The sequence below is a fragment of the Halostella sp. PRR32 genome, assembly GCF_034808085.1.
Taxonomy (GTDB): Archaea; Halobacteriota; Halobacteria; order Halobacteriales; family Natronoarchaeaceae; genus Halostella; species Halostella pelagica.
Map to the genome: position 1 here is coordinate 1 of NZ_JAXHGL010000237.1, position 247 is coordinate 247.

Consider the following 247-nt stretch of genomic DNA (forward strand, 5'->3'; position numbering starts at 1 on the left):
CGTCGTCGACGGCCAGTCGCCCGTCCTCGTCGACGACGCCGTCGATTCCGGCGTACGTCGACCCGTCGTCTGCCTCGACGAGGGCGCCGGCGACGGCGAGCCCCGCGAGCGAGCGATCGAAGCGGAGGGTTCCGTCGTCGACGACCGTGGCGTCTACCTCAGAGGGCCCCGCGTACCCGAGCGCCTCGTCGCCCGTGCGGTTGACGTACTCCGTCCCGCCGGCGTCCCACACGCGGATCTCGACTTC

At 72.5% G+C, this 247-nt stretch carries 1 protein-coding gene; it reads right to left on the bottom strand.

The features are described 5' to 3' along the window. Positions 1 to 247 (bottom strand): hypothetical protein (locus SM753_RS20990; RefSeq protein ID WP_323192977.1); only part of this gene is annotated, 247 nt, incomplete at both ends.